Origin of the sequence: Streptomyces morookaense, assembly GCF_013030945.1 — a bacterium.
GTDB classification, from domain to species: domain Bacteria; phylum Actinomycetota; class Actinomycetes; order Streptomycetales; family Streptomycetaceae; genus Streptomyces; species Streptomyces morookaensis.
The window spans coordinates 24,621-49,719 of record NZ_JABBXF010000073.1; the positions used below are offsets into that span (position 1 = coordinate 24,621).

Genomic DNA, 25,099 nt, shown 5'->3' on the forward strand with positions numbered 1-25,099 from the left:
TACGCTGCGAAACGAGTGAACGAACGAGCGTTCCAGTTCCATGAGGGGGCCCCACCGTGCTCATCGACACCTACGGCCGGGCCGCCACGGACCTCCGCGTCTCCCTCACCGACCGCTGCAACCTCCGCTGCACCTACTGCATGCCCGAGGAAGGCCTGCAGTGGCTGGCCAAACCCGAGTTGCTGACGGACGACGAGATAGTCCGCCTCGTCCGGATCGCGGTCACCCTGCTCGGCGTCACCGAGGTCCGCTTCACGGGCGGTGAGCCGCTGCTGCGGCCCGGCCTCGTCTCCCTCGTCGAGCGCTGCGCGGCCCTGGAGCCGCGCCCGCGCCTCTCGCTGACCACCAACGGCATCGGCCTGGCCCGCACGGCACAGGCACTGCGGGACGCCGGCCTGGACCGCGTCAACGTCTCCCTGGACACCCTGCGCCCCGAGGTCTTCGAGGCACTCACCCGGCGCCGCCGCCACCAGGACGTCCTCGACGGCCTGGCCGCGGCCCGGGCGGCCGGCCTCACGCCCGTCAAGGTCAATGCCGTGCTGATGCCCGGGCACAACGCGGACGAGGCGCCCGACCTGCTGGCCTGGGCCGTGGCCAACGACTACGAGCTGCGCTTCATCGAGCAGATGCCGCTGGACGCGCAGCACGGCTGGCGCCGGGACGGCATGATCACCGCCGAGCAGATCCTGGCGAGCCTGCGCACGCGCTTCACCCTCACCCCCGAGGGAGCGGCGGAACGGGGCTCGGCCCCCGCCGAACGCTGGCTCGTCGACGGCGGCCCGGCCCGGGTGGGCGTCATCGCCTCCGTCACCCGCCCCTTCTGCCGCACCTGCGACCGCACCCGCCTCACGGCGGACGGGCAGGTGCGCACCTGCCTGTTCGCGACGGAGGAGACGGACCTGCGCGCCGCCCTGCGGGGCGGGGCGTCCGACGAGGAACTGGCCCGCCGGTGGCGCTCGGCGATGTGGGGGAAGAAGGCGGGGGCCGGGATCGACGATCCCGAATTCCTGCAGCCGGCACGCCCGATGTCCGCGATCGGCGGTTAGCGACTGCGCCCCTTACGGGGCGCCCCGCTCCTCCCACTCCTCCAGGGCCACCACGTCCTTCAAAAACCCGCGCAGGGCAAGGAAGTTGGAGAGGTGCTCGCGGTGCTCGTCGCACGCGAGCCATGTCTTGCGGCGGTCGGGCGTGTGCAACTTCGGGTTGTTCCAGGCGAGTACCCACACGGCCGCCGCACGGCAGCCCTTCGCGGAACAGATCACGGCATTTTCGGGGGAGTTCACACCCGAACCCTACGGGAGCCGCATGCAGACACGGCGACGCCGGGCAGCCACGGGGGGAGCCGCCCGGCGTCGGTCTGTCGCTCCGACGGGGGATGCGGAGCGCCTACGAAGTATGTCACGGGGGGCCCGGCGCGCGGCACCGAACCACATGATTGATCTGAGGTTTTCTTGAGCTTGTCGGATTGCCGACGCCCCCGTTGGCCGGATGCGGAGCATCAGCCGTGGTCACGGCGCTGATCGCCGGATTCGGCCGGCCCGCCTTCCGGGACGGATTCCGCCATCCCCGGACCCTGCGGTCCGTGACCCTCTGTCAGCATCGTCCGCATCGGCCGCGGAATGAGGGTCCCCGGCAGCGAAGGGGCGTTCTCCCGGCCCGCGTTGGCGATCACCACGGCCACGTACGGCAGCAGCGCACCCAGGACCAGCGTGCCGATCGCCACGTAGCGCTCGACGTTCCACAGCACCACGGTCAGCACCACGGAGATCGTGCGGATGCCCATCGAGATGACGTACCGGCGCTGCCGCCCCCGCACGTCCTCGGTCAGCCCCTGCCGGGCTCCCGTGATCCGGAAGGTCTCCGTACCGTCGTGCTTCCGCATCACATTCCACCACCCGACAGCCGAGCCGAAACCCCGTACCCCGGGACGTATTCCACGTTACGCCGGGCCTTGCCCCCGCACGAGACCGGGGCACCCTCGGCGTGGTCCGCGGAGAGGCGCCCGACGTGCACAAACGGCGTACGCGAGGCTGCGCCGAGCGCCGTACCCCGCGCCCCGAAAGGGGCGCGGGGCTGTATCGATATGCGGCTCCGCCGCGTGGGCGCGAGCAACCACCGACGGCCCGCAGCCGCCGTACGGCTCAGCGAAGCTCGGCCAGCTTGCGCCCGGCCTTGAGGTACACCCGCGGGGTACCACCGGCCTTGGCCACGGCCTCCGCGACCACCTCGCCCAACGGCCGAATGGCCTCCGCCTCCGGCAGAACCACGGCCTCCTGCCCGCCATCCGACTCGATGACGAGCCGCAGCCCGTTCTGCTTGGCCACCCGCCGCGCCGCGGAGGCACTCGGCTGGAAGCCCAGCACCTTGCTCAGCACGGCCGTGGCCGGCTCCGCACCGTGCTCGGAGAGCTCCACCACCGGCGTCTCGACGTCCGTGAAGCTCTTCCTGGAGAACTGGGCGATGAACCCGGCCCGCGCCGTCATCGCCGCGTCCACGCCGTACAGCGCGGCCACGACCTCGCCCGCCAGCACCTTCTTCAGGTCCATCGGGTGCAGCGAACGGTCCTCGATGCGGGAGACGGCGAGCGCGATCTCCGCGTCCGTCCACTCCGTCCACGCCTTGAGGTAGGGCTCCATCAGCCGGTCCGGAACCGACATGATCTTGCCGAAGACATCGTCGGCGGGGGCCGACAGGCCGACGTAGTTGCCCTTGGACTTGGACATCTTCGCGCCCGTGCCGTCCGTGCCCTCGATCAGCGGCATGGTGACCACGAGCTGCGGCTTCTGCCGGTGGACCTCCATCAGCTTGCGGCCCATCTGCAGGTTGAGCAGCTGGTCCGCGCCGCCGAGCTCGACGTCGCACTCCAGGGCCACGGAGTCCAGGCCCTGCGCGATGGGGTAGAGCAGCTCCGTCATGGTCAGACCGGAGCCGGCGGCGAGACGGTTGCGGAAGTCCTCGCGCTGCAGCAGCTGCGAGACCGGCACCTGGGACAGCAGCCCCAGCAGCTCCGGGAAGGTGTACGGCGCCAGCCACTCGCTGTTCTGCCGGAAGCTGACCTTCTCGAAGTCGAAGAACGGGCGCACCTGCTCGCGGTAGGTGGCCAGGTTCTGCGCGATGTCCTCGTCGGTCAGCGGCGGGCGCTCGGCCGTGCGGCCCGACGGGTCGCCGATCTTGGCGGTGAAGTCGCCGATGATCAGCGTGACGTCGTGGCCCAGCCGCTGGAACCGGCTCAGGATGATCAGCGGCACGGCGTGCCCCAGGTGCACGTCCGTGGCCGTCGGGTCGATGCCCAGCTTGATGTGCAGGCCCTTGCCCTCGGCGGCCCGCGCCTCGATCCGCTCGGCCAGCTTGGCGACGCCCGGCAGCACCTCGACCGTGCGCGAGGCGATCAGCTCCGCCTGCTCCTTCGCCGACAGGTCCGACAGGTCCAGATAGCGACGCGCCTTGGTCTCGGTGAGCAACTGCTGCACGGTCGAGTCGGAGGAGAGATCCTGCGCGAGGAGCTCGCTGGCGCGGGCGACGGATTCGCCGAGGCGTGTCATGGCGTTCCTGACGGAAGAGAGACGGACAACATGGACGCGACCAGTCTATTCGGCCCGCTCCGCGCCCATGCCGTCCCCGTTCCGCCCGCTTGGTCTGACCGGTCTGACCGGTCAGACCCCCTGGCTCACGGAACTCATGTTGAAGTCCGGGATGCGCAGGGCGGGCATCGCCGTGCGGGTGAAGTACTCGTTCCACTCCCGCGGCAGGGTGCGCTCGGTGCGCCCCGCCTCGGTGGCCCGGGAGAGCAGGTCCACCGGGGACTCGTTGAAGCGGAAGTTGTTGACCTCGCCGACGACCTCGCCCTTCTCCACCAGGTAGACGCCGTCCCGGGTCAGCCCGGTCAGCAGCAGCGACGCCGGGTCCACCTCGCGGATGTACCACAGGCACGTCAGCAGCAGGGCGGGCCCGTCGTGCCCGCTCGCGGCCACCATCTCCGCGAGCGACCGGGTGCCGCCGCCCTCCAGGATCAGATTGTCCGTGAACGGGGCGACCGGCAGGCCCGTCAGCCCCGCCGTGTGCCGCGTGGTGAGCAGGTGCTCCAGCACGCCCTCGCGGATCCACTCCGTGGCCGTGAGCGGCAGGCCGTTGTCGAAGACCGACGCGTCGTCGCCGGAGCTGCCCGCCAGCACGAACGGCGCGCACTCCAGGCCCGGCGCGTGCGGGTCGCTGCGCAGCGTCAGCGGCAGCTGCGAGAGCTTCTCGCCCAGCCGGGTGCCGCCGCCCGTCCGGGAGAAGACCGTCCGGCCCTCCGCCGCGTCCCGCGCCGTGGCCGACCACTGCTGGTAGATCAGCAGATCCGCCACCGCGGTCGGCGGCAGCAGCGTCTCGTACCGCCCGGCCGGCAGCTCGATCCGCCGCTCCGCCCAGCCGAGCCGCTCGGCCAGCTCCGCGTCCAGCGCCCCCGGATCCACGTCGGTGAAGTCCCGGGTGGCCCGCCCCGCCCAGGCGGACCGCGTGCGGTCCGGGGACTTGGCGTTCATCTCCAGCGTGCCGGTGGGCTGGTCGTGCCGCAGCCGCAGCCCGGCGGAGGTCCCCAGATAGCTCGACAGCACCTCGTGCTGCGCGAACCCGTACAGCTCCCGGCCCGCGGCACGGGCCCGCGCGAAGGCCTCGCCCAGCGCGGGGGCGAACGCGTCGAAGACCGCGGGCGACGTCTCGGCGGGGGCGCCCTCGAACCCGGGGGAGTGCGGCACTCCCGTCACCAGCGGCTGCGCGTCCTCGGCGGGCCCGGCCTCCCGGGCCGCGGCCTCGGCGGCCCGCACCAGCGGCTCCAGGTCGTCGGCCGTGACGGCCGAGCGCGACACGACCCCGGACGCCGTCCCCTCGGCCCCGTCCACCGTCGCGACGACGGTGACGCTGCGCCCCCGGGTGACGCCGTTGGTGGTGAGCGCATTGCCGGCCCAGCGCAGATTGGCGGTGGACCGCTCGCCCGCGATCACCACACACCCGTCGGCACGCGACAGCTCCAGGGCGCGCTCGACGATCTCGTGGGGCTTGGTGGTACGAGAGCTCATCGTCCCGCCTCCTGCGTCGTGTTCAGAATGTTGACCCCTTCGAAGAGCGCGGAGGGGCACCCGTGCGAAACGGCCGCGATCTGCCCCGGCTGCGCCTTGCCGCAGTTGAACGCCCCGCCCAGCACATACGTCTGCGGGCCGCCCACGGCCTTCATCGAGCCCCAGAAGTCCGTCGTGGTCGCCTGATAGGCGACGTCGCGCAACTGCCCGGCCAGCCGGCCGTTCTCGATGCGATAGAAGCGTTGGCCCGTGAACTGGAAATTGTACCGTTGCATATCAATTGACCACGAGCGGTCGCCGACCACGTAAATGCCGCGCTCCACACCCGAGATGAGCTCCTCGGTGGACGGCCCGTCCGGGGCCGGCTGCAGGGAGACGTTCGCCATCCGCTGCACCGGCACATGGTCGGGGGAGTCCGCGAAGGCGCAGCCGTTGGAGCGGTCCCGGCCCGTCAACCGGGCCATGCGCCGGTCCAGTTGGTAGCCGACGAGCACGCCGTCGCGGACCAGGTCCCAGGACTGGGCCGCCACGCCCTCGTCGTCGTAGCCCACGGTCGCCAGGCCGTGCTCGGCCGTGCGGTCACCGGTGACGTTCATGATCTCCGAGCCGTACTTCAGGGTGCCCAGCAGATCGGGGGTGGCGAAGGACGTGCCCGCGTACGCGGCCTCGTAGCCCAGCGCCCGGTCCAGCTCGGTGGCGTGGCCGATCGACTCGTGGATCGTCAGCCAGAGGTTGGAGGGATCGACCACGAGGTCGTACGCACCCGCCTGCACGCTCGGCGCGCGCATCTTCTCCGCCAGGAGGCCGGGGATCTCCGCCAGCTCGGCGTCCCAGTCCCAGCCGGTGCCCGTCAGATACTCCCAGCCGCGCCCGGCGGGCGGCGCGAGCGTGCGCATCGAGTCGAAGACGCCGGTGCCCTCGTCGACGGCGACGGCCGTCAGCTGCGGGTACACGCGCACCCGTTGCTGGGTGGTCGTGGTGCCCGCGGAGTCCGCATAGAACTTGTTCTCCTGCACGGTCATCAGCGAGACGTCGACGTGCGCCACGCCCTCAGCCTGCAGCAGGCGTTCGCTCCAGTCGGTGAGGAGGGCGGTCTTGTCGGCGTCGGGCACGTCGAAGGGGTTGATGTCGTAGGCGGACACCCAGGTGCGCTCGGCGTGCACGGGCTCGTCCGCGAGCTCGACCCTCTCGTCGGAGCCGGCGGCCGCGATCACCTTGGCGGAGAGCTTCGCCATCGCGACGGCCTGCGAGGCCACGCGCGCGGCGGCGTCCATCGTCAGGTCGACGCCCGAGGCGAAGCCCCACGTCCCGCCGTGCACCACGCGGACCGCGTAGCCCAGCTCGGTGGTGTCCGCCGACCCGGACGGGCGGGCGTCGCGCAGCCGCCACGAGGCGCTGCGCACCCGTTCGAGGCGGAAATCCGCGTGTTCGGCGCCCAGCGCCCGGGCACGGGCCAACGCCGCGTCGGCGAGCGCCCGCAGCGGCAGTGCAAGAAACGATTGATCCACTTCGTGGGCCACGAGTGGCCTCCCCTTCTGCCGTGTTCTGCCGTGTGCTTCCTCGTATCCGAGGAGTGATGACCGCCACGGGGAAGTCAATCATGGGGCACGGTGGGCGGAGGGGGTTCTCGTTGGGGGCGTTTGGCGGGGTGGGGGCGGGGGCTGGGGTTGGGGGCTGTCAGTCCAGCCGGCCGGCCTTCACCTCGGTGATGAACGCGGCCCAGGAGGTTATGGGCACCGCGAACGGGGGGCGGGCCGTGTTCTTGGAGTCACGTATACCGACGTGACCGGGCAGGGCTGCGACCGAGATGCAACCACCTCCGTTGTTGTCGCCGCTGTGCGAGGATTTGAACCAGGACTCCGGGTGCTTGTTGGCTGTCATTCCATCTCTCTTGCCAGTCGGTGTAGAAACTCGGGAGTTTTGGCTGGGCGTAGAGCGCCGTCGCGCATTGCGTCGAACCGGCGGGCGCACTTCGCCACCTCACGGGGCTTGTCGGACACGGTCATGACATGTGGACCGTCTTCCATGACCACAGAGTCGAGGCAGTCGTCGAAGTCGAGGAGTACGAAGTTGGCGTTGGCCCTGAAGGCCGCGAGGTTCAGGGGCAGGATCTGAACGGTCACATGGTCGAGTGCTGCAAGCCGCTCGATCTCTGCGTACTGGTTACGCATGACCTTCGGGCTGCCGATCAGGCGGCGCAGCGCAGCCTCGCACATGATGACGCGCAGCTCGATGGGGTCGTCCCCTTCGAGGATGCCCTTGCGTTCCATGCGGAGCGCGACGGATTCGTCGACGAACTCAGTCGTCCTCTCCTCTACCGGCTTGGCGGTCATGAACAATGCTCGGGCGTATTCCTCGGTCTGCAAGAGACCGAAAACCACCTGTGAGTGCCAGGCGCGCATGGTGCGGGCGTCGGATTCCAAACCGACATACATCGTCGTTCCCGAGGGCATCACGTTCCGGTAGGGCCTGTGCCAGTCGTGACTGAGCGACTCGCGGTGGAGTGTCAGCAGAAGTTCACGGTCGATCTTGTCGGTGACCCCGTACAGTTCGAGCAGATCCTCCAGGTCACGAACCCGGGGCAGCTGGTTGTGACCCGTTTCGACACGGTTGAGCTTCGACTCGGAGCTTTCGATGGAAGCGGCGGCTTGTTTGACGCTGTAACCCTTTTTCTCCCGCAGGCGCCGGAGTTCCTTGCCCAACTCCCGCCGCCGGAACGTCGGACCGCGTCGTGCTGCCACTGACCCCTCCTCGAAGTTTTGTTCCCCACTGATGCGTGTGTGTACACCATCGGCGTATCTCTGTTGGCCCTCGGCGAGCCCTTGTTGGTGATCGGGGCTCGCATGTCGGCAGTCTTCCACCCCTTGTGCTTCTCCTGGCAAGCTCTGCCAGTGTTTGTCATATGCCAATTTCTGTCGAGCTTTCTATTGAGCTTGCGGAGGAAGTCGCCGCTGCAAGACGGTGGTTGAACTGCGAAGGCGTCCGCCGAGCACCGCCCATCCCCAGGAGCTGTTCCATGCCCGTATGGCCGTACACCGGCATGACCGACGGAGGGCTCCGCTCTCCTCTGCATCGACGCAAGGAGGGGGAGCCCGAGATCGTCGACGTCATCAGCGTGATCCTGGAAGCGGGACGCGTCCCGCCGCCGCCTCAGCAGGTCAGCTCCTCAACCGGCAAACTCCGCAGCTTCATCGGCAAGACGGCTCGCGCAGTCAGAGCCGCTGCCAAGCAGCTCCCGGAAGGCGACGCACGCCGCTGCGATGCAGCGAAGGCCGTGGACGAGGCCCTGTACTTGGCCGAGCACGGCGACCCCGGCAACGGACTCCTCAGCGCGTTCGCCTACTGCCGGAGCCTTGCGCAGGCCGCGCAACAGCTGCGCGGCCTTGAGGAGCAGCTCCTGCTGCTCGCTCAGGACGGCTCACGCGCAGTGGGGCACGCTGAGTAATCTTGGCCAAGACAAAGCAGGGTGAAACGAGGGGTGGGGGCAGAGCCGTGGGCGGGCAGTTGCATGCGGAAGCGGAGGTGCTGAAGGCGTTCAAGCGTCGTGTCGACGCCATTCTGACCAACTACCTGGACTCGGAAGGTGCCCCCGGGCGCATCGCCGAGGCCGCTCCGGGAACCGGGCACATGGGACAGAACTTCGCCGAGGTGACTGCTCTCTACGGCGCGTACGACGCGGTTCACGAACGGCTGAGGACTCTCTCCCAGCTCCTCGCCGACCAGATCGAGGCCCTGGGAACGGCGGTTCTCGGCGCGGGAGTTGGCTACGAGAACGTCGACGCCGGTCTGCGTGACCGCCTGCTGGCCATCCAGCGCCGCACGCAGGAGCTCTACAACCCGGCACTGGATCCGCATCCGCAGCGGGTCGTCGAACCGCGGGGGGCGGCTCACGAGCCCCAAGAGGCACACGGTTCGGACCGCAGCAGTGAAGGAAGCATCTGATGACCACCCCGCTCGTCAACCAGCCGGTGAGCGGCCTCACGGTTGTGTCCGACTTCGAGTCGAAGTCTCACGAAGAGCTGCGCGCCATGGTGGAACACGCGCAGCCGGCGAGGGCCGCCGAGGTGGCGGAGAAGCTGAAGACGGCGGCCGCCGTCATCGAGGAATTCGGCACGCTTCTGCAGACCGAGGCCCTCAGCCTGACGTGGGAGGGGGAAGGCGGCGAGGCCTTCCGTACGTGGATGGCGGATCTGGGCAACGCGACCATGCGGCTGGGCGCCTTCAGCCGGGGGTCGGGTGAATGGATGGGGCATGCGGCGGACACGCTGAGCCATGTCCACTCCGCGATGCCGGCCGTTTCGACCGAGTCCCGCGCCACGCTCGACGCCTTCCTCACCAGCAATCCGGCTGAGCCCGGCAGTCGTGTCGCTGTGCCGACGCAGTCCGACCAGACCGGCTGCCTGAACCGCGGTGGCCCCACCCAGCAGCAGGCCTACCAGGCCCAGCAACGCCTGGACGCAGACCGCGCGGAGGCGGCCCGGCTGATGCGGCAACTGGCGGGGTCGTATGCGTGGTCGACGCACCAGATCCAGTCGTTGCCGGGGGTTACGTTTCCGCCGATGCCGGGGGAATGGTCGAGGAATTTCGACGTCCAACGCCTCCCATCGGGTGGGGGTGAGGCGGCCACGGCTCCGACAGGCTCGGGCACGGTGACAGCGGCTTCGGCCGTGGGTACCCGGGACTTGTCCAGTACAGGAGGGCACACGCCTGCCGCGCGCCAAGGGTATGCATCGCCAGCTCATATGGGATACGAGGCCGGGGCGACCCTGCCAGCCGTCAGCATGCCTGATCAGCCGAGCTCTAGTCGTATCGACAGCGTAGCGAGCTTGCCCCACGCCCCAACGGGCGTTCCTGATGCCGTGCTGGCGCCACTGCCTGGCGGCGTTGCCCCCAGGCCGACGCCATTGCCCCCCATAGTTGCCCTGCCCGTAGGGGCCCGCGGGACAGAAACTGTCCGACCGGGCCAAGGTGCGGCGGGGCCACTGGGCAAAGCAACTGCTGAACCGGGTGGTGCATTGGGACGTGTTTCTCCAAGCCAGCCATTGCCCAGCGCACCGATCAGCCGTATTCCCGGTGGCTCTGCCGACGGCATCATCGGAGGCCGTCCGTCTCCTCGGGGGGCTGGGCAACCGGGCGGAGCGCTGCCGAGAGGCACGGTCATCGGCACTGAACCGGTGCTGGGAGCAGGACAAGGCCAGGCTCGTGGCACCGTGCCGCACGTACCAGGTGGGGTTCCAGCATCAGGAAGTGCGGGCAACCGGGCTGCCAATGGTGGGGGCAGGCGTTTGGCGAGCGAGCCCGGCGGGATCGTGGGCGGTCGCCCGCAACAGCAACGTGCCCAGGGCGACAACCGCGCCTTCACTCCGGGCGGGACGGGCTTGGTAGGAGACCGGCGGTCTAAACAGCAGCAAGAGCGGACAGGCCGACGCCCTGACTACCTGGTCGAAGACGAAGAGACGTGGGCGAGCGGTGACCGGCGCTCGGTTCCACCGGTCATCGATTGATCCTGAATACGGGCCACCATGAGGACTCGCATGCTTAGCATCACCATGAGGCGCACCAGGAGTTGGCTCGTCGCGGGAACGGCTCTGCTGTTTGTCGGCGTAGTTGGTGCACAAGCTCAGGCCGACACGATTCGCTCCAAGGAGTGGTACCTCGACGCGATGCACGCGGAAGAGATGTGGAAGACAAGCACGGGGTCCGGAGTCACTGTTGCAGTGATCGATTCTGGCGTCGACGCTGATCTGCCCGACCTGCGAGGTCAAGTCCTTGACGGTAAGGATTTTTCGGGTCTGCCAGGCAATGCACACACCGATACCAGCGGCCACGGCTCGCAGATGGCCTTGTTCGTCGCGGGTACGGGTAAGGGTGCGGGGACGCTCGGTCTGGCACCCGGTGCGAGGATCCTTCCAGTGCGCGCCCTGGGCTCCGACATCTTCAAGACAGATTCCGCGCTTGCTTCTTCCATCCGCTACGCTGCCGACTCGGACGCGAAGATCATCAACATGTCCCTTGGGAGCCCGACTTACAACCCTGCCGTGGCGGAAGCCGTTAAATACGCTCTGGGTAAGGGCAAGCTCCTTTTCGCCTCTGTCGGTAACACAGGGGACAAGGGCAATCTTGTGGAATACCCGGCTGCCTACCCCGGCGTCGTGGGCGTGGCCGCGGTCGATCGAGAGATCAAAGCCGCGTCATGGTCGCAGAGCGGGCCGGAGGTCGATCTTGCCGCTCCCGGCACGGAAATGGTGGCCCCCTGCGCTGACGGGACATCTGATGTCTGCATCGTCAAGGGCACCAGCGGCGCCAGCGCCATCGCCGCCGCCTCCGCCGCCCTCATCTGGTCCGCCCACCCGAACTGGACCGGCAACCAGGTCCTCCGCGTCCTCATCAACACGGCCGGCGGCCCCAAGAGCGGCGAAAAGCGCAGCGACACCCTCGGCTACGGCGTAGTCCGCCCCCGGATCGCCCTCCAGAACCCGGGCGACCCGGGCCCGCCGGACGTGAGCCCGTTGCCGGACGCCGCTGCGCTGACTCGCGACGCCAGTAACCCCCACGCTGGGGGCAGCGCGACGCAGGAGCGATCCGCTGCAGGCCGATCACATGACAACGGCCTGTTGTCGCAGCGAAACCTGCTCGTGGTGGGCATCGCTGCCGTGGCCGCCTTGGCTATTACTGTTTCGGTAATCGTCGTACGCCGCCGCAAAGCCTGATCACCACTCCCGCTGGTATGCCCCGTGCGGCCGGGGTCACGCGTGAAACTCGTCGACTGCCTGCGTGTTCTGGAATCCTGCGGCGGGGTCTCCGGCATGCGAGGTCGTTCCTCTCCTCACGTTCGATTGCCGGATGATTCCAGTGCCGGTCACAGCTGGTATGGGTACAGTTCCAAGCAAGAAACGGTGAAGCATAGGTACGTTCCGGGCGCTACTGGGGGAGCGTGTTCAGGTGTTTCGATCAAGAGGATGTCGGATTGGACCCTCAGAGCGACGGTGAAGTCCTCGTCGACTCGCTCCACCATTCCCGTGATAGAGACCCCCGGCCGATCTCCTGCGTCTTCAATTCGTCCGCGTGAGGGCTGTGCGTGATCCCATCGCTGCACCTCGCCGACAATCTCGAATTCAACATCGTAATTCCCGGGCTGCGGCTCCAGTTCATCGCACCACATCCCCGAAGCGCTTCCGGCGGGGGAAGTGAACTGAACCCGGCGATTTTCCGGGTCGACGGTTCGAATGACTTCGATGTTCACTGACAACCCCAATGGGGGCTGTCGGAGCATGTTGGCTCAAGCTCCAGTAAGGCGACTGTTGTGCGTCCATTGAGTGCGGCGAAAACCAATGTACTCGTATTCTTCTTCGAAAAAGACCGTCAAGGACATCTTGTTCCCTGAGAGGAAGTTGATGTCGCTTCCGAGAGTCTTGCGGATGGAGTGCACCCACCCCTTTCCAGCGGCGGTGCACTCAACCCACGGGAAATATGTCATGTCAGTGCTGCAAAAAAACCTACCGGAAATTCCTGCGGAGTCGAGGAAACCTTGGTACCACGACTCAATGGCCTGTTCATCTGCGCTGTCGTCAATGCGTGAGTCGGGGGCTGAGCTCATCTGCTTAAAATTGTCCAGGGACCGGTTTACCCAGTTGGGAACCTGCTTGTGATTCAGAAATCCAAGGACTTGAACTCCAGTGAACTTCCCGAGGAGAGCTGCTGCTTGCCTCTCCTCCTTTCTGAGTTGGATTTTCCCTCGAAGCTCTTCGCTCGACATGCCGGCTCTCCATATGCAGGTAACTGACCCAGGGCAACACGATGTGTATTTAGCCGCCATGCTCGATGAGGTCCTCGATGGCCTGCCGTAGCCATGCGTTGAAGTTCGGGAACCTCGCCCCGCGTTGCTCGCAGCCTGGACTTGCTCCCACATGTACAACTGCGACGTCACCTGCGGCCAGGTCCCAGCATGCGACGTCGTCTCTGTTCTCGCGTTTGGCAAAGAGGGCCAGATGTCGTTCTGGGTAAGCCGTCGCGAGAGCGCGGTTAAGGGATCGCAGCAGATCCACGTTAATGATCCACCACGGTTCCAGAGACGTTAGGCCGAGTTCAACCACTCGAATGAACTCGGGTGGATAGTTGAAGCCGTCCGGCAGCTCATCAATTGTCAGTAGATCCGCCATGTCAGTTGCCGTCCCCTGTCTGCGGCGGGCAGCTCTATCGCTCTCCAAGGGTGGGGTGAAAAAGGCTTATTGGTCGGGTGCCTTCTCTTCCAGGACGCTGACGATGTCTTCGAGGTCGGCGTTCGCGGCGATACAAAACGGTTGATCGGAGAGGGCGACGGATGCTGCTACGTCTGAGAACCCCGGGCTTCCCGTCTCTGCTGTTCCAACGAGCAAGCGGGAGGGCGTGAGTAGCCAATTTTTCCGGGAGATATCGAGGGTCCACTTGACGGATATGTTCGTGCCTGAGACGGCTGCTTCAAATACCTGCCGCAGTCCTTGCGGAGGCTGGTGGAAACGCCAGACGACAAACGGTGCCTGGAAGTACCCTTCCAGCGGATGCCTTCCAACGGATATCTTGAACCACTCGATGGGCCCAAACGATCGTAGGGCTTTCAAAATGCTTGCACTATCGAGCATTGGTCCACATTCTTTGGGTGGTCGCTGTCGCCATAGTGGGCAACTGGCGTGAAGAAACCTGACGGCGATTCGTGGACGCGGAAGGCGCCGAGGGGCTCTTCGAACAGCTTGGGATCGCGCCGCGTGATCAGTCATTTGAGGTGTCGGCTTCCTCAGGACGACGTCCGGCAGGGGCTGCGCTGTGCCATTAGTCGTCAATTGCCTGGCTGGTCTTCATCCGTCGACTGCCACTCGACATCCCAGCGAGCTTCGGCGAAAAACTGCCTCAATGAGGCCTCGTCCTCGACCCACCAATCCCCGCCATCGAACTGAAAGCCTCGGTCCGCCGCGGTGAGAATCAGGTAACTGGGAGGATCATCTGCAAGCTCCTGAATTTTCGCATACTTACTCTGCTCGTCTCCAGATTTGATGTGCCCGATGACTCCAACCCTGATCACTGGTAACCTCTTCCGCGCTAGTCGATCAATGGGATGTGGCTTGTGTGCGTCTTGGAGTCAGCGGCGCTTGAAGTCGACGGCTATGTCCCGACCCATCGCTCCGGCGCAGTCGTATGCGAGGATGATGGCGCCTACGCCACCTGGTCACCTATTCAAGACTCGGATTATTGGAAAGAGCCTTCTTGATGGTTTCAGTCCTCGTCGTGAGGTGGCGTTGAATCCGGACCCACCCGCAATTTGATCTGGCGGTTATGCTCTGCGTGGTCAACTACTTCCGCGCTGATCTTCTGTCCGGGTTTTGGCCATAGTGCGGCGTCGACTGGCACGCCGTGTGGAATGTATGAGATTGCGTCAACCACGGCTACTGCATCTGGATTTCCAGGAAGCTTGACGAAAAATCCGAAACTTCTGTTCGTCAATACTTCGCCCTGGACGCTGGATCCGATGGGGAAGGCCTCTTTGGCCTCTGTCCAAGTGGTTTCGTCGATCATCGATGCCACTCTCTTGGGTACTGGTTGAGCATTTCGACGTGAGTGTTGGGGATGGGTACTTCTGTAAGGGGACCCCCTTCGTACGGATACTCGAATCTCTGGAAATGCTTCACGTACTCGCTGGCGGGCATCTTGACTTCGATTACCCCTTCGCCGTAATGCTTTGCATAGGTCTCTGCGAGTTCTCGCTCCTTAGCGAAGTAAGCCTTGCCGTCCATGTATGGATCGTGAGGGCCGCCCGGGAAGTCCCGCTCCAGGTATCCGTTATCGTGATGGTACTGCCCGGTTCCTCGGCTTGGCGCTTTGTATAGACTTACGGTTTCTTCGTATGAGAAAAGCCCCAGCGGATCCGCCCAAGTGTGCGGATTATGCACATACCCCACCGGATTCGGCGCCGCCGCCAGCCCCAGTGGATCCGGCGACGTATACCGCCCCGTCTCCGGGTCGTAGTGGCGGTGGAAGTTGTAGTGGAGTCCCGTCTCCGGGTCGAAGTATTGGCCCGGGAAGCGCAAGGGTGTGTATGCCGTGCTCTCGCGGGCCCAAGTCGTCGTGCCCCAGAGGGTGGTGCGGGTGCGCCAGGCGATCGTGCCCGTCTCGTCCACCAACTCCGTCGGCGCGCCCACCAGGTCCGTGACGATCGCGAAGAAGCGGCTGTCGATTTCCTCCTGCGGGGCATCCGCTGCCGATATGCGTTCCGTCTGGGAGACCGGGCGCAGGCCGTCGTGGTCCCACGTCAGGGTGACCGGGTTCGGCAACGCAGCCGATGTCGTTGTCTGTTCCGTCAGCGTCGAGCCGTCCCAGGTGAAGTCCACCTGTTCTGCGACCTCGGTACCGTCGGCCGTCAGGCGCTGCTTGGCTATTCGGCGGCCCAGCGGGTCGTACAGGTAACGCCAGCGCGTACCGTCCGGTGTGGTCACCGTGCGGAGGCGGTCCTCCGCGTCCCACTCGTAGCGCCACGTGTCCGGCCTGCGTGACAGGCGGACCTTCTGGCGCAGGACCACCCGGCCCTGCGCGTCGTGTTCGTAGCGCACCGTTCCCGCGCGCTTGATCAGCGTGCCCGAGTACGCGCGCGTACCCTGCGCCTCCGCGCCCGGGTGTGCGGCCGGCCAGCTCGCCTCCGTCTGGTTGCCCGCCGTGTCGTATGTATAGCGTTCCTGCCAACCCGGCTCGTCGACCGATGTCACCCGCCCGACCGCGTCGAGTTCGTACGCGCGGTCGTTCTCGGACGTCAGGTAGCCGTCGCGGCGGTACGTGTACGCGCGGTGAAGCCCCGTCGTCAGCGATTGCGTCGTCACGCGGCCCGCCGCGTCCCACGAGTGCGTGAGCGTGACGTTCGCGCCGAAGTGGCGAGCGACCTCGCGGCCCGCCGCGTCGTGTTCGATGTCGAAGGTGTGGCCCGACGCCGTCAGGGACGTGGCGCGGCCTGCCGCGTCATACGTCCACTTGCTCACTGCGCCGCTCGGCGTGATACGTCGAGCGCGCCGGCCCAGCTCGTCATAAGTGAACGTGAGCGTACGGCCGTTGGTCGTCTCCGACTTGATGCGGCCCAGGCGGTCGCGGTGGTAAGTCAGGGTCGCGTCCGGGCCTGTCGCTTCCAAGAGGCGGCCCGCCGCGTCGTGCACGTACCTCGTCACCGCGCCGTCGGCGTTCTTCGCCACCACGCGGCCGAGCACATCGTGCTCGTACGTCGTCGTCTGACCCAGCCCGTTCGTACGGGCCGTGAGTTGGCCCGCCGCGTCATGCCCGTACGTCAGCGTGCGGCCGTCGAAGTCCGTCTCGGAGGCGAGGTGTCCCGCCGGGTCGTACACGTACGACCAGGTCAGCCCTTGCGGGTTGGTGACCTGCGTGAGCCGGAGTCGGGTGTCGTGCGTGAACTCGTGGCGCACGCCGTCGGGGCCCGTCCGGGCGCTGAGCAGGTCGAAGTGGGTGTACTCGTACGTCGTGACGCCGCCCATCGCGTCGACGTACCGCGTGCAGTTGCCCTCACCGTCGTACGTCCACGACTCCTCCGCGCCGTCAGGGGCGATACGGCGCAGCAGCCGGCCCTCCACCGACCACTTCAGGCGGGTCGTCGCGCCCAGCGGGTCGACGACGGCCGTCACGCGGCCCCACGGATCCCGGCGGTAGGCGGTCACCCCGCCCAGCGGGTCGGTCAACTCGACGACCAGCCCCGCCGCGTTGCACCGCAGCCGCGTCGTGTTGCCCAGCGCGTCGGTGACAGCAGCCGGGTGGCCGCGGTCGTCGTACGTGTAGTGGGTGACGGACCCCGCCGGGTCCGTCACCGTCGTGCGGCGGCCCGCCTCGTCGTACGTCTGCCGCCAGACCGTTCCGTCCGGATACGTCACCGTCTCCGGCAGGCCGAGCGCGTTGTGCGACGCCTGCGCCTCGCGGCCGTCCGGGCGGATGACGGCCGTCATCCGCCCGTCGGTGTCGTAGCGGTACTCCGTCGTGCGCCCCAGCGCGTCGGTGCGGGACAGCAGCCGGTCGTGACGGTCCCAGCGCAGGCGGGTGACAGCGCCCAACGGGTCGGTCTGACCGACGAGTTGCAGCGAGCTGTTGAAGACGTGACGCGTGGCGTGGCCGGACGAGTCCGTGACGGTGGTGACCCGCAAGCCCGTTGCCGGGTCCGGCTCGGCGTAGTCGATGCTGCAGCGCATGTGGCCGTCGACGCCGGACTCGTACACGCAGCGGTCGCGGTCGTCGTACGTGTAGTCGTAACGGCTGCCGTTGCGGTCGGTCCAGGATGTGACGCGGTCGTGATCGTCGTAGCCGAAGCGCAGGGGCTCGCCCGAGGAGTTGACGACTCCGGTGAGGTTGCCGTCGGTGTACTCGTAGCGGATCAGTTCGGCATCGCCGCCGCCGTGCTCGCTGCCACCGGGCTCACCGCCCACCAGGTGCAGCGCGGTGATGCGGCCTTGGTCCGTCGTGATGCGGATCCGGTAGCCCGCCTCGTGGGCGATGGCCAGAGGCGTGCCGTCCGCCGCGTACTCGAAGGAGATCCAGTGGCCGTTGCGGTCCGAGATCTGTTCCAGGAGCGCGAGTTCGTCGTCGTACGGCATGAAGTGCCACGTCAGACCCCGCAAGGGGTCGGTGATGGCGGAGCTGCCGTCCGCCTCCCGGGTGAGCGGCCAGCGGGGGCCTTCCGCCGGCAGCACGGGCACGCCCGGCGCCGGGTGCGGGTAGGACAACAGCATCCCGTCCTCGCGCACGAAGACGACGCCCTCGGAGTCGGTCTCCAGCCGCTGGTCCGCCGTGCTCGACCAACTCGGGCCGAACCACACGCCTGCCCGGTAGCCGGACTGGACCCTGCGGTGGAATCGCAGGGGAAGCGTGCCCGGAAGCGTGACGTCCGTCTGCGGCAGGAACATCCGGCCCGTGGCGAGGTCCACCGGGTCGGTGTTGTCGGTGCACTTGACGCTCTCTTCGCGACCGGCGTCGCGCGCGCCGTGCGGGCCGTCCGACACATGCCCGCGCGCCGCGCCGCTCTCCGCGCCCTCGCGCGCCGCGTTCTGCGCGGCCTTCCGGGCACCGGCCTCCGCCGCTTCCTCGCCCCCGTGCCTCGCCGCGTTGATCGCGACCCGTTCGCCCGCCGACGCGCCCGCGCTGCCGCCGCCGCTGAGGACGGCCAGCGCCACGTTGCCGAGCAGTCGGCCACCGGCCTCCGAGGAGTCCTTGCCCCAGCCGTCCCCGACGAGCGTGGCGGGCAGGCGTTCCGGATGGGAGGCCAACGAGAGGATGCCCGCGGCCGTGTTGGAGACGGTGCCCAGGTACTCCGCGGGGTGGGTGATGTTGTAGGGGTCGGTGGGGTTGAGGCTGCGGGCGAATTTCACCATGTCCGTGCCGGAGCGCACGACGCCGCCGGCGAGGTGCATGTACTCGATGGCGCCGCCGTCCTTCAGGTCCAGCGCATCGGCCTTCATGCGCTGGGTGAAAGCCGGCTTCCGAGGCGCCTGCCCGACAGCGGCATGGATCTTCGCCTGCGCCTCCGCGCCCGCCGTATTGCGCTGCTTGCGCGCCTCGGTCAGGAGGCGTCGAGCCTCCGCCATATCGGCTTTGCCCGGCTCGCCCGGGTCCGACGGGCGGGGGCCGGGATCCTGGTGCGCATCGATCTTCGCGTTGTACGCATCGGCCTTGGCGTTGTAGTCGTCAACGGCCTTCTTGTTCGCTTCGCGGCCCTTCTTGTGGAGGCGAATCGCCTCCTCGGCCTGCCGCTGCGCCCACTCGACCGTGTGCGCGTACGCCTCCAGCGCCCCTGCCGCCGTCTCGCAGGCGTCGGCCGCGTGTGCCCACTGCTGCGGGTGCTCGACGAACTTCGCCGTGAACGCCTCGGAGCCCTCGCCCTTCCACCCCGTGGCACGGATCTTCTGCAGGCCTCCGTGGACGGAGTCCAGGGACGTGTGGAACGAACGCAGGTGCTTCGCCGTGGCGTTGATCTTCGCCACGTCGCCGTGGACGAGCTGCTTGGGGTCCTCGGTATGGCCGAGCTCCTGCTCGCCGACCGTCGCTCCCAGACCGGAGGCCACGTGGTCGCCGAGGTTCTCGACCTTGCGCGCCATGGAGTGCGCGCCCGCTTTGTCGAGGGCCTCGGCCGCGTGGTCGGTGGTCCACTCGACGGCCTCACCGGCCTTCTTCTCGCCCCGGTTCCACGTGTCCTCGAGCCAGTCGCCCGCCTTGTCGACACCGTGCTCGATGCCGTCGAAAACGCCCATCAGTCCTGTTCCCCGCCGCCGTTCAGCTTCCTCGCCGTGCGGAACGCCATGCCCATGGGCGTCGCGCCGCCCGTCTCGGCGCTGTCCATGAGGTCGTCGGCCGTACGCGACCAGACGTGCCCGGCGTTCTGCGCCTGCTGCCGGAAGGAATCGGTGCCGAAATCGGCGTCGCGGGCCTGTGTGAAGGCGTTGTCCGAGGCGACCTGGCCCCAGGACATGTTCTCCACCTGGTCCTCGCTCAGGTGGGGGTTGCCCATACCGGCGTTGGCGACGACCTTCATCGTGCCGGAGAGGTACGAGTCGACCTCGTGGTAGTAACCCGCCGACAGGTGCACGCGCTCGGCGAACTCGTTCGCGTCCTGCAGCAGAGCCCGGATGCCCCACTCCCAGCGGTCGCAGAAGTCGTCGAGGGCGGAGGTCAGACCCTCGTGGCCGGATTCCACGCCGGACAGGGAGAGTTCGGAGAATCCACGCCCCACTGCCGCCTCGCCCGCCGTGCCGATGGACTTCAGCTCGCCGATCGCCGCGTTGATACCGCGCGTGATGCCGTCGAGGGCTTCCTTGTGTGCTTCCAGGTCCCCGCTCACTGCGCGCCCTCCGGGTCGTCCACGCCGTCCACCGCCGCATGCCCGGGGACGATGCCCGTCACGGGCGGGAACAGCATCGGGCGTTCGCCGGCGACGTCCAGGGCCACGCCGGCGGGGCCGCCGACCGCCGGTACGACGACGTCGAGCAGGCGCGCCCCGAGGACGGAGCGGTACTCCCGGTCCGCGGGCGTGCTCGCGGCAGTCGCGCCGTGTGCGGCGGCAAAGCGTGCCAGGGCGGTCTCGTCCGTGAACGCGCAGATCCAGCGGATGCCGCCGAACTCCACGGACCACAGCCCGCCCGCCTCGTCCAGCGGGACGAGAACGGCTGTGCGCCGGAACTCCCCGATCATGGCAGCCGGATGTCCCTGCCCGGCGTGGACTGCGGCAACCTGCTCGGTGAGTGCCCCTGCCGGCCGTGGCGACGACGGCTGTGATGGCGACTGTGACGGCGACTGTGACGGCAACACGTTCGGCTCTCCCCCCGTTTCCCCGTTCCGGCCTCCCGGCACCGTACACAACGACTTCTGTAGAGATCCGACAGCATCCCCCGCGCGCCCCTGTCGCTGCTCGATTGTCTCTCCGGCGATCTCACCCGATACGTTTCGTTGTATTCGTTGTATCCAGCACTACCGATCGAACGAAACGGAAGGGTGATCCCTTGAGCCGCTCGGTTCTCGTCACCGGAGGAAACCGGGGCATCGGCCTCGCCATCGCCCGCGCCTTCGCCGAGGCGGGCGACAAGGTGGCCTTCACGTACCGCTCGGGAGAGCCCCCGGCCGCCCTGACGGAGCTGGGCTGCCTCGCCGTGAAGTGCGACATCACCGACCCCGAGCAGGTCGAGCAGGCCTACAAGGAGATCGAGGAGAAGCAGGGCGCGGTCGAGGTGCTGGTGGCCAACGCCGGCGTCACCCGCGACCAGCTGCTGCTGCGGATGTCCGAGGAGGACTTCACCTCGGTGCTGGAGACCAACCTGACCGGCACCTTCCGGGTCGTCAAGCGTGCGTCGAAGGGCATGCTGCGGGCCCGCAAGGGACGCGTGGTGCTGATCTCGTCCGTGGTGGGCCTGATGGGCTCCGCGGGCCAGGCCAACTACGCCGCCTCCAAGGCCGGCCTGGTCGGCTTCGCCCGCTCGCTCGCACGTGAGCTGGGCTCCCGCAACATCACCGTCAACGTGGTCGCCCCCGGTTTCGTCGACACGGACATGACCCGTGTGCTCAGCGACGAGCAGCGGGAGGCCATCACGAGCAAGGTGCCGCTCGCGCGCTACGCGCAGCCCGAGGAGATCGCCGCCTCGGTCCGCTTCCTCGCCTCCGAGGACGCCGCATACATCACCGGAGCCGTCGTTCCCGTCGACGGCGGATTGGGCATGGGTCACTGATCGACATGAGTGGAATCCTCGCAGGCAAGCGCATCCTCGTCACGGGTGTCCTCACCGAGGCCTCGATCGCCTTCCAGGCCGCCAAGGTGGCCCAGAACGAGGGCGCCGAGGTCATCCTGACCGGCTTCGGCCGGCTCTCCCTGGTCGAGCGCATCGCCAAGCGCCTCCCCAAGGAGGCCCCGGTGATCGAGCTGGACGTCACCAACCAGGAGCACCTCGACGGGCTGGCGGACAAGGTCCGCGAGCACCTGGGCGAGGACGCCCGCCTCGACGGCATCGTGCACTCGATCGCCTTCGGCCCGCAGGGCGCCTTCAACTTCCTCGAGGGCAGCTGGGAGGACGTCTCCACGGCCGTCCAGGTCTCGGCGTACTCCTACAAGTCGCTGGCCATGGCCCTGCTGCCGCTGATGGGCGAGGGCGCCTCGATCGTGGGCCTGACCTTCGACGCGCAGATCGCCTGGCCGAAGTACGACTGGATGGGCGTCGCCAAGGCGGCCCTCGAGTCCACCAACCGCTACCTGGCCCGTGACCTGGGTCCCAAGGGCATCCGCTGCAACCTGGTCTCGGCCGGTCCGATCAAGTCGATGGCCGCCAAGTCCATCCCGGGCTTCGAGGAGCTCGCGGACGTGTGGAACCACCGCGCCCCGATCGGCTGGGACCTGGCCGACCCGGAGCCGGCGGGCCGCGGCGTGGTCGGCATGCTGTCCGACTTCTTCCCGCGCACGACGGGCGAGATCGTGCACGTCGACGGCGGCGTGCACATGATGGGCGCCTGACCCCCCTCCGGGGAGTCTGTACGGCCGCGGGGCCGTCCACCGTTCCGGTGTACGGCCCCGCGGCCGTTGCCGTGCCGTTGCCGTGTCTGTTCGAGTCGAGAGCCGTTCGAGTCGAGAACTGCGCCCATCGCCCGCACACTGGTGGGGACCGGAGGTTCCGACGGGCACCGTGGCGAGGAGGTGCGACATGGCATCCCCGTTGCGCCGGACGGCGGCGGTTCTGCTGGCGGTCTCGGCCGTGGCCGGTTCCGCCGACGCCGCCGCCGTGCCCGCCGCGCCGCGCCGTATCGCACGGGCGGGTCAGCCGCTGGAGGCGGAGTGCAGCGCACGCGTCGACGGCTCCCGCGCCGTCGCCGACTGCTTCAACGCCAACGCCACCCCCGACCGCGTCCAGCTGCACGTCCAGTGCGCCCGCTGGTGGGACCCCGGCATGGACACCGCCACCGTCACCGTGGAGCCCGCCCGGCACGTCTCCCTCGCGCAGCGCTGCTGGCTGGAGATACGCCAGGCCTGGGTGAGTCACCTGCCCGGGTGAGGATCCCGCGCGCGGGGATGGGACACTGTGCGCATGCCCGTGCTCGAGCCCAATCCCCAGAACGGCCAGAAGGCCCTGCTGACCATCCTCGGCGTGATGCTCGGCATCACGGTGGTCATCGCCGTCATCGCCACGATCGCCTCTCCCTGAGCCCCGGCCTTCGGCCCGCGACCCCGACTCGGACGCCCTGATCCCCTAGGGGATGGTGGGGGCAGCCCCAGGGTCGAGTGGGTGGGTTACCGGATGGGAGACGGAGGCCGCTCTCCGTAGGTTCGTAGTACACCGCAACACGGCGGTGCACCGGACACGCGGAGGCGATCCCATGGCCGCCGGACGGCAGGCGCACACCCCCGGCACCAAGCAGGACAGACTGCCGTGGTGGGCCCTGGTGCTGCCCGCGGTCGCCTTCCTGGCGCTGTTCTCCCTGCTCGCCCCGAGCGCCTCGGCGGACACCGCGGAGGGGGCCGGCCGGCCGGGCGGCGGCTCGCTCGTCCACGTTGTCCAGTTGGTGCAGCATGCGGTCATACACCGTGCGCCGTGAGCCCCGGCGCGGCGCTCCGCCACCCTGTGGGGGCAAGCCTCCCAACACCCCGCGCCTCGCCGCCCGTTTCGTGCGAAGCTGGACGTCATGAGCGCCGAACCGACCCGCAGGATCGTCCTTCTCCGGCATGCCAAGGCCGACTGGCCCGATGTCGACGACCACGACCGCCCCCTCGCGGAGCGCGGCCGCAAGGACGCCCCGGCCGCCGGCCGCTGGCTCGCCGGCTCCGGCATCCCCCTCGACCTGGCCCTCTGCTCCACCGCCGCCCGCACCCGCGAGACCTGGAAGCTCGCCGCCCACGAGCTGGACCGGCGCCCCCGCACGGTCTACGAGGAGCGCATCTACGAGGCCTCGGCGGGCGAGCTCATCGCCCTGATCAACGAGATTTCCGACGAGGCCAAGGACGTGCTGATCGTCGGGCACAACCCCGGCATGCACGCGGTGGCCGATGCCCTGGCCGGCAGCGCGGAGGGCGACGCCCTGGCCCGGATGAGCCGTTCGGGCTTCCCCACGTCCGCCATCGCGGTGCTCGCGGTCACCGGCTCCTGGAAGTCCGTGGAGCACAGCGGCGCCCGCCTGGTCTCCTTCTGGGCGCCGCACCCCAAGTAGCCGCGCCGGCCACGACCGGCGAATGCGGCCTCACTCGTGGGTGTTGGCCGCCTCGACCTCTTCACGGGTGACGCCGAGCAGATAGAGCACCGTGTCCAGGAAGGGCACGTTCACCGCGGTGTGCGCAGCCTCCCGCACCACGGGCTTGGCGTTGAACGCCACGCCCAGGCCTGCCGCGTTGAGCATGTCCAGGTCGTTCGCACCGTCGCCGACGGCCACGGTCTGCGCGAGCGGCACCCCGGCCTCCGCCGCGAACCGGCGCAACAGCCGTGCCTTCCCGGCCCGGTCCACGATCTCCCCGGTGACCCGGCCGGTCAGCTTCCCGTCCACTATCTCCAGGGTGTTGGCGGACGCGAAGTCCAGCCCCAGCCGCTCCCGCAGGTCGTCGGTGACCTGGGTGAAGCCGCCCGAGACCACGCCCACCTGGAAGCCGAGCTTCTTCAGCGTGCGGATCAGCGTCCGGGCGCCGGGGGTGAGCCGCACCTCGGCGCGCACCTTGTCCACGACCGACTCGTCGAGCCCGGCCAGCAGCGCCACCCGGGCGTGCAGCGACTCCTCGAAGTCCAGCTCGCCGCGCATCGCCCGCGCGGTGACCTCCGCGACCTCGGCCTCGCAGCCCGCGTGCGCGGCGAACAGCTCGATGACCTCGTCCTGGATGAGCGTGGAGTCGACGTCCATCACCACCAGCCGCTGCGCGCGCCGCTGCAGCCCGGCCGCGACGACCGCCACGTCCACGCCCAGCTTGGCGGCCTCCAGGGCCAGGGCGGTGCGCAGGGTCTCCGTCTCGGTGCCGGAGACGGCGAACTCCACGGCCGTCACGGGGTACTTGGCGAGCCGGAAGATACGGTCGATGTTGCCGCCGGTGCCGGTGATGCAGGCCGCGATGGAGGCCGTCGACTCGGCGGTGAGCGGGTGCCCGAGCACGGTGACGTGGGAACGGCCCACGCCGCGCGGCCGGTTGTCGCCCCGGCCCGAGATGATCTCGGTCTGCAGGCGCATCGAGTCCGCCCAACTGTGCACGGTGGAACGGAGTTCGCCCTCCGTCGCCCCGTCCCCCTTCGGCGCGGTCACCAGGGCGCACAGGGTGATCCGGCCCCGGGTCACGACCTGCTCGATGTCGACGACGTCCACGGAGAAGGCGGCGAGGGTGTCGAAGAGGCCGGCGGTGATGCCGGGGCGGTCCTTGCCGAATATCTTGACGAGCAGGGTGGGGTCGTCGTCGGCGGCGGGGACGACGTTCTCTGATGCGCTCATGGTGGTTCTACCGTATCCGGCGCCGGAGGGGGCCTGCGCAGCCGGTGCCGCTTCGCGGGGGTCGGCCGTTCTTCGGGGCGCCTGAGCTTTTGCGCCCCGTCAGGGGC

The 25,099-nt window shown here is 68.3% G+C and carries 26 protein-coding genes; 11 read left to right on the forward strand and 15 right to left on the reverse strand.

The window, feature by feature from the left end:
* Positions 1 to 56 precede the first annotated feature (56 nt).
* On the forward strand, positions 57 to 1,046 hold the full coding sequence (gene moaA / locus HG542_RS26650) for a GTP 3',8-cyclase MoaA (RefSeq protein ID WP_171085740.1): 990 nt from the start codon (positions 57 to 59) through the stop codon (positions 1,044 to 1,046).
* Positions 1,047 to 1,058: 12 nt separating this feature from the next.
* On the opposite strand, the gene HG542_RS26655 is transcribed toward moaA, so the two are convergent.
* From HG542_RS26655 to HG542_RS26685, 7 genes are all read right to left on the reverse strand, one after another.
* Positions 1,059 to 1,283, reverse strand: a complete 225-nt coding sequence (locus HG542_RS26655) for a hypothetical protein (protein ID WP_171085742.1) — start codon at positions 1,281 to 1,283, stop codon at positions 1,059 to 1,061.
* A 215-nt stretch (positions 1,284 to 1,498) separates the two neighbouring features.
* Positions 1,499 to 1,882, reverse strand: coding sequence for a DUF3099 domain-containing protein (locus HG542_RS26660; protein WP_171085744.1), 384 nt, complete (start codon positions 1,880 to 1,882; stop codon positions 1,499 to 1,501).
* 259 nt (positions 1,883 to 2,141) lie between these two features.
* Positions 2,142 to 3,542: a tyrosine--tRNA ligase gene (gene tyrS, locus HG542_RS26665; protein ID WP_171085747.1), complete on the reverse strand. Its 1,401-nt coding sequence runs from the start codon at positions 3,540 to 3,542 to the stop codon at positions 2,142 to 2,144.
* 111 nt (positions 3,543 to 3,653) lie between these two features.
* A complete protein-coding gene (locus tag HG542_RS26670; RefSeq protein WP_171085749.1) occupies positions 3,654 to 5,057 on the reverse strand; it encodes a metallopeptidase TldD-related protein in 1,404 nt (467 codons plus the stop codon).
* Positions 5,054 to 6,577 (reverse strand): TldD/PmbA family protein, encoded by a 1,524-nt coding sequence (locus HG542_RS26675; protein ID WP_171085750.1) that lies wholly within the window; start codon positions 6,575 to 6,577, stop codon positions 5,054 to 5,056. Before HG542_RS26675 ends, HG542_RS26670 begins: the two co-directional genes overlap by 4 nt.
* Positions 6,578 to 6,734: 157 nt before the next feature.
* Positions 6,735 to 6,938 (reverse strand): DUF397 domain-containing protein, encoded by a 204-nt coding sequence (locus HG542_RS26680; protein ID WP_171085752.1) that lies wholly within the window; start codon positions 6,936 to 6,938, stop codon positions 6,735 to 6,737.
* On the reverse strand, positions 6,935 to 7,798 hold the full coding sequence (locus tag HG542_RS26685; RefSeq protein ID WP_171085755.1) for a helix-turn-helix domain-containing protein: 864 nt from the start codon (positions 7,796 to 7,798) through the stop codon (positions 6,935 to 6,937). Before HG542_RS26685 ends, HG542_RS26680 begins: the two co-directional genes overlap by 4 nt.
* A gap of 275 nt (positions 7,799 to 8,073) precedes the next feature.
* On the opposite strand from HG542_RS26685, the gene HG542_RS26690 reads away from it, so the two are divergent.
* From HG542_RS26690 to HG542_RS26705, 4 genes are all read left to right on the forward strand, one after another.
* Positions 8,074 to 8,502, forward strand: a complete 429-nt coding sequence (locus HG542_RS26690; RefSeq protein ID WP_171085757.1) for a DUF6415 family natural product biosynthesis protein — start codon at positions 8,074 to 8,076, stop codon at positions 8,500 to 8,502.
* Between the two features lie 47 nt (positions 8,503 to 8,549).
* Positions 8,550 to 8,999, forward strand: a complete 450-nt coding sequence (locus tag HG542_RS26695; protein ID WP_171085759.1) for a DUF2563 family protein — start codon at positions 8,550 to 8,552, stop codon at positions 8,997 to 8,999.
* A 1,607-nt stretch (positions 9,000 to 10,606) separates the two neighbouring features.
* Complete coding sequence (mycP, locus tag HG542_RS26700) at positions 10,607 to 11,767, forward strand: type VII secretion-associated serine protease mycosin (RefSeq protein WP_229922684.1); 1,161 nt, start codon at positions 10,607 to 10,609, stop codon at positions 11,765 to 11,767.
* Positions 11,768 to 12,135: 368 nt separating this feature from the next.
* The gene (locus tag HG542_RS26705; RefSeq protein WP_171085763.1) at positions 12,136 to 12,303 is read left to right on the forward strand and encodes a hypothetical protein; all 168 of its coding nucleotides are present in this window, start codon (positions 12,136 to 12,138) and stop codon (positions 12,301 to 12,303) included.
* Positions 12,304 to 12,336: 33 nt separating this feature from the next.
* Here the strand turns inward: HG542_RS26705 and HG542_RS26710 are convergent, their stop codons facing one another.
* From HG542_RS26710 to HG542_RS26740, 7 genes are all read right to left on the reverse strand, one after another.
* Positions 12,337 to 12,813 (reverse strand): hypothetical protein, encoded by a 477-nt coding sequence (locus tag HG542_RS26710; RefSeq protein WP_171085765.1) that lies wholly within the window; start codon positions 12,811 to 12,813, stop codon positions 12,337 to 12,339.
* Between the two features lie 49 nt (positions 12,814 to 12,862).
* On the reverse strand, positions 12,863 to 13,216 hold the full coding sequence (locus tag HG542_RS26715) for a hypothetical protein (RefSeq protein ID WP_171085767.1): 354 nt from the start codon (positions 13,214 to 13,216) through the stop codon (positions 12,863 to 12,865).
* Between the two features lie 653 nt (positions 13,217 to 13,869).
* A complete protein-coding gene (locus tag HG542_RS26720) occupies positions 13,870 to 14,112 on the reverse strand; it encodes a hypothetical protein (RefSeq protein ID WP_176607017.1) in 243 nt (80 codons plus the stop codon).
* Positions 14,113 to 14,303: 191 nt separating this feature from the next.
* Positions 14,304 to 14,603 carry a S1 domain-containing protein gene (locus tag HG542_RS26725; protein ID WP_171085769.1) on the reverse strand — a complete coding sequence of 100 codons (300 nt, stop codon included), beginning with the start codon at positions 14,601 to 14,603 and terminating at the stop codon, positions 14,304 to 14,306.
* Entirely contained in the window at positions 14,600 to 19,312 is a 4,713-nt protein-coding gene (locus tag HG542_RS26730; protein WP_171085770.1) for a putative T7SS-secreted protein, read from the reverse strand. The genes HG542_RS26725 and HG542_RS26730 overlap by 4 nt, the downstream gene beginning before the upstream one ends.
* A complete protein-coding gene (locus HG542_RS26735) occupies positions 19,312 to 19,899 on the reverse strand; it encodes a hypothetical protein (RefSeq protein ID WP_171085772.1) in 588 nt (195 codons plus the stop codon). The genes HG542_RS26730 and HG542_RS26735 overlap by 1 nt, the downstream gene beginning before the upstream one ends.
* Positions 19,896 to 20,366, reverse strand: coding sequence for an SseB family protein (locus HG542_RS26740; RefSeq protein WP_308438061.1), 471 nt, complete (start codon positions 20,364 to 20,366; stop codon positions 19,896 to 19,898). Before HG542_RS26740 ends, HG542_RS26735 begins: the two co-directional genes overlap by 4 nt.
* A 191-nt stretch (positions 20,367 to 20,557) precedes the next feature.
* Between HG542_RS26740 and fabG the strand changes: the two genes are divergently transcribed.
* The 6 genes from fabG (at position 20,558) to HG542_RS26765 (ending at position 23,738) form a co-directional block, all read left to right on the forward strand.
* A complete protein-coding gene (fabG, locus tag HG542_RS26745) occupies positions 20,558 to 21,277 on the forward strand; it encodes a 3-oxoacyl-[acyl-carrier-protein] reductase (RefSeq protein WP_171085777.1) in 720 nt (239 codons plus the stop codon).
* Positions 21,278 to 21,282: 5 nt separating this feature from the next.
* A complete protein-coding gene (fabI, locus tag HG542_RS26750) occupies positions 21,283 to 22,053 on the forward strand; it encodes an enoyl-ACP reductase FabI (protein ID WP_171085779.1) in 771 nt (256 codons plus the stop codon).
* Between the two features lie 187 nt (positions 22,054 to 22,240).
* Positions 22,241 to 22,588 carry a hypothetical protein gene (locus HG542_RS26755; RefSeq protein WP_171085781.1) on the forward strand — a complete coding sequence of 116 codons (348 nt, stop codon included), beginning with the start codon at positions 22,241 to 22,243 and terminating at the stop codon, positions 22,586 to 22,588.
* A gap of 33 nt (positions 22,589 to 22,621) precedes the next feature.
* Positions 22,622 to 22,738 carry an SGM_5486 family transporter-associated protein gene (locus HG542_RS35435; RefSeq protein ID WP_255316250.1) on the forward strand — a complete coding sequence of 39 codons (117 nt, stop codon included), beginning with the start codon at positions 22,622 to 22,624 and terminating at the stop codon, positions 22,736 to 22,738.
* Positions 22,739 to 22,910: 172 nt separating this feature from the next.
* Entirely contained in the window at positions 22,911 to 23,129 is a 219-nt protein-coding gene (locus HG542_RS26760) for a hypothetical protein (RefSeq protein ID WP_171085782.1), read from the forward strand.
* A gap of 87 nt (positions 23,130 to 23,216) precedes the next feature.
* The gene (locus HG542_RS26765; RefSeq protein WP_171085784.1) at positions 23,217 to 23,738 is read left to right on the forward strand and encodes a SixA phosphatase family protein; all 522 of its coding nucleotides are present in this window, start codon (positions 23,217 to 23,219) and stop codon (positions 23,736 to 23,738) included.
* A 30-nt stretch (positions 23,739 to 23,768) separates the two neighbouring features.
* On the opposite strand, the gene serB is transcribed toward HG542_RS26765, so the two are convergent.
* Positions 23,769 to 24,992 (reverse strand): phosphoserine phosphatase SerB, encoded by a 1,224-nt coding sequence (gene serB, locus HG542_RS26770; RefSeq protein WP_171085786.1) that lies wholly within the window; start codon positions 24,990 to 24,992, stop codon positions 23,769 to 23,771.
* Positions 24,993 to 25,099 lie beyond the last annotated feature (107 nt).

Excerpts from the sequence above, each read along its gene's own strand:
- HG542_RS26680 (WP_171085752.1), bottom strand. The coding sequence starts at position 6,938 with ATGACAGCCAACAAGCACCCGGAGTCCTGGTTCAAATCCTCGCACAGC.
- serB (WP_171085786.1), bottom strand. The coding sequence starts at position 24,992 with ATGAGCGCATCAGAGAACGTCGTCCCCGCCGCCGACGACGACCCCACC.
- fabI (WP_171085779.1), top strand. The coding sequence starts at position 21,283 with ATGAGTGGAATCCTCGCAGGCAAGCGCATCCTCGTCACGGGTGTCCTC.
- mycP (WP_229922684.1), top strand. The coding sequence starts at position 10,607 with ATGAGGCGCACCAGGAGTTGGCTCGTCGCGGGAACGGCTCTGCTGTTT.
- HG542_RS26765 (WP_171085784.1), top strand. The coding sequence starts at position 23,217 with ATGAGCGCCGAACCGACCCGCAGGATCGTCCTTCTCCGGCATGCCAAG.
- HG542_RS26730 (WP_171085770.1), bottom strand. The coding sequence starts at position 19,312 with ATGGGCGTTTTCGACGGCATCGAGCACGGTGTCGACAAGGCGGGCGAC.
- HG542_RS35435 (WP_255316250.1), top strand. The coding sequence starts at position 22,622 with ATGCCCGTGCTCGAGCCCAATCCCCAGAACGGCCAGAAGGCCCTGCTG.
- HG542_RS26670 (WP_171085749.1), bottom strand. The coding sequence starts at position 5,057 with ATGAGCTCTCGTACCACCAAGCCCCACGAGATCGTCGAGCGCGCCCTG.
- HG542_RS26660 (WP_171085744.1), bottom strand. The coding sequence starts at position 1,882 with ATGCGGAAGCACGACGGTACGGAGACCTTCCGGATCACGGGAGCCCGG.
- HG542_RS26760 (WP_171085782.1), top strand. The coding sequence starts at position 22,911 with ATGGCCGCCGGACGGCAGGCGCACACCCCCGGCACCAAGCAGGACAGA.
- HG542_RS26710 (WP_171085765.1), bottom strand. The coding sequence starts at position 12,813 with ATGTCGAGCGAAGAGCTTCGAGGGAAAATCCAACTCAGAAAGGAGGAG.
- tyrS (WP_171085747.1), bottom strand. The coding sequence starts at position 3,542 with ATGACACGCCTCGGCGAATCCGTCGCCCGCGCCAGCGAGCTCCTCGCG.
- HG542_RS26725 (WP_171085769.1), bottom strand. The coding sequence starts at position 14,603 with ATGATCGACGAAACCACTTGGACAGAGGCCAAAGAGGCCTTCCCCATC.
- HG542_RS26690 (WP_171085757.1), top strand. The coding sequence starts at position 8,074 with ATGCCCGTATGGCCGTACACCGGCATGACCGACGGAGGGCTCCGCTCT.
- HG542_RS26715 (WP_171085767.1), bottom strand. The coding sequence starts at position 13,216 with ATGGCGGATCTACTGACAATTGATGAGCTGCCGGACGGCTTCAACTAT.
- HG542_RS26755 (WP_171085781.1), top strand. The coding sequence starts at position 22,241 with ATGGCATCCCCGTTGCGCCGGACGGCGGCGGTTCTGCTGGCGGTCTCG.